Source organism: Treponema endosymbiont of Eucomonympha sp., from assembly GCF_001028545.1.
Genome location: NZ_BBPW01000036.1, coordinates 1 through 7,181, shown reverse-complemented (window position 1 = coordinate 7,181; position 7,181 = coordinate 1). Strand labels below are relative to the sequence as shown.

Here is a 7,181-nt window from a genome sequence, read left to right as displayed (position 1 = left end):
TCAGCACGCCAAGATTGGGAATTTTAGTGGTAAACGGGTACGGGGCGATTTTCGGGCGGGCGTTGGTAAAATAGTCGAGCAGCGACGATTTACCCGCATTCGGAAAACCCACGAGGGCAATATCAGCGATGACGCTCAGCTCTACGGCGAGCATTCTAGCCTCGCCTGCTGTTCCTTCGTACGCATATTGCGGCGTTTGGTTCACCGACGATTTGAAATGCGTGTTGCCCCAGCCGCCTTTGCCGCCTGTTAAAAACACAAACGGCTCGTCTTCCCGCGCCGACGCAAAATCCCGGACGATTTCTCCGGTCGCAGCGTCTTTTAAAATTGTTCCGGGCGGCACCGGAATGTGTATATCGCCGCCGTTTCCGCCGTGCCGATTCGAGCCTTCTCCGTCGCCGCCGTTTTTCGCTTTGAATAGCTGTTTATAGCGCAGGTGGGATAACGTCCGCAAATTGCGCTGCACCACAAACACGACACTGCCGCCACACCCGCCGTCGCCGCCCGCAGGCCCGCCTGCGGGAACATATTTTTCGCGGCGGAACGCAACGCACCCGTTGCCGCCTTTTCCTGAGCGGACTTCTATAAGCGCTTCATCCGCAAAACGAATCACGGTTTACGACTTGTTATGCACTCGGCACAGTAACGGACGCCAGCTTTCTGCCCCTGCGCTTATGGTATACGACGGTTCCCGCCGCACTTGCGAACAAAGTATCGTCTCCGCCTTTCATTACGTTGTTGCCGGGGTGGAATTTCGTGCCGCGCTGCCGGACAAGGATTGCTCCCGCCTTTACGGTTTCACCGCCATATACTTTTACGCCAAGGTATTTTGGATTTGAATCGCGCCCGTTCTTCGCGCCGCTTCCGCCTTTTTTTCGTCCCATGATGATAATTCCTCTGTTGTTTTTACCGAGCTACACTGTAGCCCGCGATTTTATCGAAACCTGTTCATTTTCAGTTAGATGGGAATAAAACTGTCCACCTTCACGGCGAATATTGGAGGTCACCGTGTCATTATGCGACGATAATGTCCTCGACGCGGATTTTAGTATAGCCCTGCCGGTGCCCGATTGTCCTGCGGTAATCTTTCTTGCTCTTGTATTTGAGTACGATGATTTTTTTGCCGCGGAATGATTTTTCAACCACCGCTTTGACGCTCGCGCCCGTCACATACGGCGTGCCGACTTGTATATTGCCGTCATTGCTTACTAACAGAACGTTTTCGATAGCGATAATGTCGCCTTCGGCAGCATTCAGTTTGTCAACAGTGAGCACGGCGTCTTTTTCAGCTTTATATTGCTTGCCCTTATACTCAATCAATGCGTACATATAGATGCTCCAGTATTAAAACGAATGAAAAGCACCCTAGCATAGGTGCGGAAAGTATGTCAAGCATGCCGCTATAACACAACTGATAGATTAAAAAACAGTGGCATTGGATACGGCTCTTATAGATAAGATAGTAACTGGCATCATGTCTTTTGCGGCAGACGCGATAAACCAGATGAATCGCCTCACTGTTTCCGATTTACATGTAGCAGGACAACGCTTCCGTCAATAAAACTATCGTTACCCTGAATTTTTCAGCGCGACGGGATTTCTTTCCTGCTGCTTTCTTTAATTCAGGTGATATTGCTCATACGCCGCCCAGAAATTGTTTTTAAGCCGCTTATCGTTCAGCGCCGCTGTTTGAGCCGCGCTCTGGTCAAAACTGCTGGCATAATACCGGAACAGAGCGTCCGGCGTGTTTCCGCTGTCCGGTTCGTCGGCTTTTTCGGTCTCTTCGGCGAGCTTTAACACCACGACGCGCTCGCCGAGTACCAGCGGGTTTGAAATCTCGCCAGCCTGAAGCGAAAACGCCGCCGTAAAAAAGCTCTCGTTCCGCTCGTTTCCCGCAAGCTCCGCCGGCAGCGAAACGGTGCCAAGCAGCGGATTGTTGCCGTAATTTATCGGGAACGCCGATACGTCGGTTTTCACCGCGCTGAACGCTTTGCAGGCTGCGGCAAAACCGTCCCGCCCTGCGGCAAGCGCCAAATCCTTGCCTACGCCGACAAAATAATCTTCAATGCGCGTCCGTTCCTTCAGCCGTATATAATCATATGCGGCGTCAACCGCTTCGCCGCTTGAAACGTCGACTTCGACCGGCGCGCCGTCTGCGCGGAAAATCGAATACCCGTTTATCGTTTCGATGACTCCGGACAGGGAATCCGGCGCAAGCGAGGCGAGCGCCGCAACGTCAGCCTCGTTCGGCACGATATCTTTGATTTGCCACCGATACCGGTGCGAGGCGGACAGTTTCCCGTCGTCGCCCGAATAGAACCGGGAGGAACGTCCGGTCACCGCATCGGCAAAAAGCACTTCGTTGCGGGCAAGCTGGCTGAGCAGTTTTTTCGCGGCCGCTTCGCTCGACACGGTGATAACCGACAAGTCGTATTTGGCAAATAAATCGGGCTGCTCCTTGGCGAACGCGGCGGCTTCAGCGCGGGGATAATCGGACAGATTAAAGGAAGCGAGCTCAAAGCTGCGCTGTTTTTTGCCTGCGCGTTTCCAGAACGCGCTTTCGGCGGACGAAGACTTCCTGCCGTACAGCGGTTCTTCCGCCGAAAACACGCCCGCATTCTGCCCGAATACGTCTTCGTAATACCGCCGGAAGACAAGGTTGTCGGCAATCTCCTTGCGGAGCGCGATTTTTGTGCTGTCTGGGGCGTCGCGGAACAGGCGCGGGGAAAACACGCCGTTTTCGTCGGAGAAATACGGGAGCATCTCGCGGTCAACCTGAGCGTCCGGCACGACATAGCCGGAATCCTTCACCGCCTGTGAAAACGCATAGTGCAGCACCGTCGCGTTGAAAGCGTCCTGCAGCATTGCATAGTCGCTTCCGCTCTGCGTGCGCCGCTGGCTTTGATAGCGGTTTACCATATCGGCGAACACCGAGCCGGGCGTCAGCTCTATCGCCTTGCCCGCGAAAGACCCGAACGGGCGGGGCGTTCGCGCGGAACCCCGCGCCACTGACGGGACAAAAATAAACGTTATCGCCGCAAAAACCAGTATCACCACCGAGCCGACCCACAGCGCGGTCTGCTGCCGCGCTTTCCTGCGGCGCTCCGCGTCTTTTTCTTTCGCCTTTTCACCGCCGCTTACCAAATGAAATTTGCCTGCGTCCATTAAGTACCCTTTCCGCTGATTTCTCCGAAAATCTAGCACTGAGCAACTGCCCCTGTCAAGGCAGCGCGCATACCGCACGGACGCTTTCAGCGCGCGCGCCGCGCAACGGCGGCGGACGTTTCAGGCGCGGCTATTGTCGTCATGATTTCCCCGTACAGGGGCAAATCGCCGCGCGGCACGCCCCATCGGAGAAGAGCGCGTACTCGATTCCCGCGCACGCGGCTCCTTTCCGCCTGTTTCCGTGCCCGCGTGCCGCGCCATTTCTGCACGAAACTCCGCCGCAGAACCTCGGAGTTCCGCCGCTCATACGCGGGATTCCGCGCCTCGTACCCGCGTCGGAGAGACTCATACCCGGAATTATGCGGCATATACCCGAAGTTCCGTGACGCATACGCGGGTATGAGGCGCATAGACGCGGGGTTCCGCGAGCCTGTCAAAAGCTTTGCATACGCAGGGCGAGCGCAAAACCCCTGAAGCGGCTCTGCCTATACGCCGAGGGGTCGCTGAATTGCGCTGGTTTATGCCTTTGTTTGAACACAACTATTGACAAAGACAGCGGAGACGTGGCATTGCAATGCAGCGCGGCGCAATTATGAACCGCCGAAAGGAGGTGTTCCGTATAATTTCTGCACAGTCATTGTGCAAAGCAACGGTATAACTTTTTTTATAGGAGTAAAAATGAAAAAGGTATTTTTTCTAACAGCGCTTGTTTTAGCGCTCGGCATCTCGGCAAACGTCTCTGCCGAAACAGTAAAAGCGGGAGCGAAGACGGTCATAAATGATTCGTATTCGTTCAAAGCGGAATTTCCCGAAAAACCAAAAATGGGCGAAAGCGTTTTACGCATAACGCTCTGGGACAAAGACGGGAAACAAGTTACCGACCTGCAGATTATCGGCAGCTACGATATGGCTTCTATGGCGGGGCAGCATTCTATGGCGCCCAAGACCATTCTCACCAGCCAAAAAGGGTTTTACCTGTTTCCGGTCAATTTTGCCATGAGAGGAAAATGGCAGCTTGACCTTGTTTTCAAACAGTCCGGCAAAGAACTGTATACCGCGGCAATACCGGTAGGTATCTGACATGAAACGCTTCTTGATAGGATTCATCGCGTTGGTGACAGCGCAAAATGCGTCCGCCGCAGACAGTTTGTTTTACTTTGAGGCGCAGGGGGTCGCCGGTTATTCATCCGAAGAAAACGGCGCAATCTATCGCTCTGCCGGGACGCATGATGTGATGCAAAAGAACTCAATCGGTTTTGACCTTATCAAAAAGTTCGCGGGCCTTACCGGGGACGCGGCAAGCGCCGGTTTTCAATTCCGTTTGGCATACAACGCGGATATGAAACTCGTAGAGCCGCAGTTGTTCAACGCGTACCTGAAAGGCAAAACGCCTATTGGGGACTTATGGATAGGGCACGACCGCATTGCGTTTGGTCTTGCGTCCTACTGGGATACGCACGGGGATTTATTGCAGCCCCTGCCTATGTATGGTTTTGGTTTTGACCGCGATTGGGGCGGAGGCTTTTCAAAAGATTTTGCAAGCGGAGACCTAAAGCTCGCTGCTACAACCGGCACCGGCATGGGTTTTGCGCTGGACAGAAACTTTTTGGGAAGCGCCCGCGGCTCATTCGGTGTGCTCTCGTTTGATAATTACAACATAGGTCTTTCCTTTATGAGGGGAAAGATTCCTGACACTATGGGGCACGGCCATGCGCAAAAAGACGTGTTGATAGGCGGCGTGGATATTGCCTGTAACTATAATAACATCGAGCAAAAAGCCGAGGTCAATTGTGGTGTAAAGGGCGAAAAACAGGCGTTTGCGGTGTTTTACCGCATGGGCGTTAATTTTTTAGACGAGAACCGCCTGAAACTTGAAGCGCAATACGTTTATACCGATAGGGACGGAATACAAAATCACACGCCGGGCGGCGGCGCAACATTCCGTTTAACACAGGATTTGACGCTGCGAACCGTGTATGAATGGTCCAGCGTTTCAAATGAACACAGGGTTGCCGTCCAACTCTATGCATACTTTGGAGTATAGAGGAAAGATTTATGCGAAAAATTTTACTGCCGCTTATTCTTGTTTTAGGATTTGGGGCAAGGGCATTTGCCGCGGTTGGCTGCGACCTCAACGACCCCGACCGCGACGTTAAGCGGCTGTTTCCCGAAAGCACTGGTTACAAAACTGCGTATTTGTCGGTTGACAAACTTGGCGGACAGCCGCTATTGCAGGAAATTGAAACCCGTCTTGGCGACAAGTTTCAAGGGCTGTATGAAACGGTTGACGTCCCCTACACGGTGTACACTATCTATAAAGGGGACGCCGTTATCGGGTATATCCACGGCATTAATCAAAAGGGGCAATACGGCGGATTGCAGGTATTTCTATCCTACGATGCGCAGGGCAGCATACGGGGCTTTTATTATCAAAAGATGACCAACCGCAAAGCGGCAGGCTTGCGCTCTGATGACTTTGCCAAGCAGTTTGCAGGATTAACGCTTGCGGATTTTCAAAGCTATAACCCGCAAACGGCAAGCGGCGGAAGCGCAAAAGTTGCCGCTATACAAAATCCTTCAACAGACGATGCAACGGATTTTAACGCCACATTGCGGGCAGTTAAAAAGAACTTAATTTTGACGGACATTTTTGTCTTCAACAAGCGTTAATTAACGCAAGGAGTGTTGTGTTGCATTGCAACACTGCCGATTTACGTGTGCAGCAAAGTTGCACTTTTTAATAGGAGTATTTATGAGTTTGAATGTTTTTCAAGTTTCTTACAAAAATTTGCTGCGCCGAAAACTGCGCACGGTGTTTACGCTTGTCGGAATTATGCTTTCGACGTGGGTTTTAGTAACCTTGTTAGGCTTTAATAAGGGCTATGAACAGTCGCTTAATAACAGCATCGAAGGCATGGGCTTTCAAATAGTCCTTACCGCCAAGGGCTGCCCCTACGAAGCCGCTACGTTAATGTTGCAGGGCGGCACCGGCTTACGCTATATGCCGCAAGACATAGTTGACAGCGTCGCCTCATCGCCTGAAGTTGCCGCCTCTACCGCGCAGCTTATGCACGCCGAGTTTGACCCGGACAAAGGCGATAACGGAGGAACCACGGTATACCTCGGCGTTGACCCCGCGACATTTCCGGCAATGAAGTCCTACCTTGAATTTAAGCAGGGCGGCTGGTTTACCAATATGGACGCCCGTGAAATAGTTATTGGCTACGAAGCGGCGGAATTGGAACAGCGTGAAGTGGGCGACTTTATGCTGTTACCCGGAAGCGATGAAGATTTCAAAGTGGTGGGAGTGCTCGCCCGAAGCGGAACACAGGATGACGGCATGGTATTTTTACCTTTGCGGACGGCGCAAACCGTGTTCCAAAAAGAAGGTTTGCTGACTATGCTTGGTATCAGACTTAACAGCGATGCTGACCAAACCGCTTTTGAGGAAACGCTCTATACACTTCCCGATATTCAGGTTGTGTCTATGGCGCAGGTAAAAAACACCATCATGGATTTGGTAGGCAGCGCAAAAGTTATTGTCATGGCGGTAGCTATGATCGCCTTTTTAATCGCCATGTTCGGCGTGTTAAACACGGTGCTTATGTCGGTCTTTGAGCGGTATCAGGAAATCGGCATTTTCAAAAGCATGGGAGCGCTGCCCAAGGACATTTTCAAAATGATCCTTATCGAAACAACACTGCTTTGTTCCATAGGCGGCATTTTAGGGATAGCCCTTTCCTTCGGTTTCTCCGGCGCAAGTGCAACGGCGATCCGATATTTTCTCCCCTTTGTGCCCAACGGCAGCCTTATCGCTATCGACTGGAAAACAGTAGTGTTCGCCTTTGTTTCGATTACCTTAATCGGCATTATCGGCGGGGTGTATCCCGCAGGGCGCGCGGCACGTGTGCGCCCCTTAGACAGCATAAGGAGTGAGTAGCGTGACAAATCTTATCGAAGCCAAAGAGCTTACCAGAATCTATACCCGCGGCACAGAAAAAGTTGTCGCCTTGAAC

The 7,181-nt window shown here is 52.2% G+C and carries 9 protein-coding genes; 4 read left to right on the top strand and 5 right to left on the bottom strand.

Going from position 1 to position 7,181, the window contains the following annotated elements; all coding sequences use genetic code 11:
- From AWU74_RS02970 to AWU74_RS02950, 5 genes are all read right to left on the bottom strand, one after another.
- Nucleotides 1–613 (bottom strand): Obg family GTPase (locus AWU74_RS02970; RefSeq protein ID WP_187150804.1); only part of this gene is annotated, 613 nt, incomplete at its 3' end.
- A gap of 13 nt (nt 614–626) precedes the next feature.
- A complete protein-coding gene (rpmA, locus tag AWU74_RS02965) occupies nt 627–884 on the bottom strand; it encodes a 50S ribosomal protein L27 (protein ID WP_062327408.1) in 258 nt (85 codons plus the stop codon).
- Between the two features lie 130 nt (nt 885–1,014).
- Nucleotides 1,015–1,329 carry a 50S ribosomal protein L21 gene (gene rplU / locus AWU74_RS02960; RefSeq protein WP_062327405.1) on the bottom strand — a complete coding sequence of 105 codons (315 nt, stop codon included), beginning with the start codon at nt 1,327–1,329 and terminating at the stop codon, nt 1,015–1,017.
- A 288-nt stretch (nt 1,330–1,617) separates the two neighbouring features.
- A complete protein-coding gene (locus AWU74_RS02955; protein WP_238580143.1) occupies nt 1,618–3,144 on the bottom strand; it encodes a SurA N-terminal domain-containing protein in 1,527 nt (508 codons plus the stop codon).
- Nucleotides 3,145–3,251: 107 nt separating this feature from the next.
- The gene (locus AWU74_RS02950; RefSeq protein WP_062327399.1) at nt 3,252–3,575 is read right to left on the bottom strand and encodes a hypothetical protein; all 324 of its coding nucleotides are present in this window, start codon (nt 3,573–3,575) and stop codon (nt 3,252–3,254) included.
- A 268-nt stretch (nt 3,576–3,843) separates the two neighbouring features.
- On the opposite strand from AWU74_RS02950, the gene AWU74_RS02945 reads away from it, so the two are divergent.
- From AWU74_RS02945 to AWU74_RS02930, 4 genes are all read left to right on the top strand, one after another.
- Nucleotides 3,844–4,245, top strand: coding sequence for a FixH family protein (locus AWU74_RS02945; RefSeq protein ID WP_162504715.1), 402 nt, complete (start codon nt 3,844–3,846; stop codon nt 4,243–4,245).
- Nucleotides 4,246–4,312: 67 nt separating this feature from the next.
- Nucleotides 4,313–5,209: a hypothetical protein gene (locus AWU74_RS02940; protein ID WP_162504714.1), complete on the top strand. Its 897-nt coding sequence runs from the start codon at nt 4,313–4,315 to the stop codon at nt 5,207–5,209.
- Nucleotides 5,210–5,220: 11 nt separating this feature from the next.
- The gene (locus AWU74_RS02935; protein WP_062327391.1) at nt 5,221–5,835 is read left to right on the top strand and encodes a hypothetical protein; all 615 of its coding nucleotides are present in this window, start codon (nt 5,221–5,223) and stop codon (nt 5,833–5,835) included.
- Nucleotides 5,836–5,917: 82 nt separating this feature from the next.
- The gene (locus AWU74_RS02930; RefSeq protein ID WP_062327389.1) at nt 5,918–7,105 is read left to right on the top strand and encodes an ABC transporter permease; all 1,188 of its coding nucleotides are present in this window, start codon (nt 5,918–5,920) and stop codon (nt 7,103–7,105) included.
- The last annotated feature ends 76 nt before the right edge of the window (nt 7,106–7,181 follow it).

What these genes read in the sequence shown, in the direction of transcription:
- rpmA (WP_062327408.1), bottom strand. Translation starts at nt 884, where the DNA reads ATGGGACGAAAAAAAGGCGGAAGCGGCGCGAAGAACGGGCGCGATTCA.
- rplU (WP_062327405.1), bottom strand. Translation starts at nt 1,329, where the DNA reads ATGTACGCATTGATTGAGTATAAGGGCAAGCAATATAAAGCTGAAAAA.
- AWU74_RS02950 (WP_062327399.1), bottom strand. Translation starts at nt 3,575, where the DNA reads ATGCGCCTCATACCCGCGTATGCGTCACGGAACTTCGGGTATATGCCG.
- AWU74_RS02945 (WP_162504715.1), top strand. Translation starts at nt 3,844, where the DNA reads ATGAAAAAGGTATTTTTTCTAACAGCGCTTGTTTTAGCGCTCGGCATC.
- AWU74_RS02935 (WP_062327391.1), top strand. Translation starts at nt 5,221, where the DNA reads ATGCGAAAAATTTTACTGCCGCTTATTCTTGTTTTAGGATTTGGGGCA.
- AWU74_RS02930 (WP_062327389.1), top strand. Translation starts at nt 5,918, where the DNA reads ATGAGTTTGAATGTTTTTCAAGTTTCTTACAAAAATTTGCTGCGCCGA.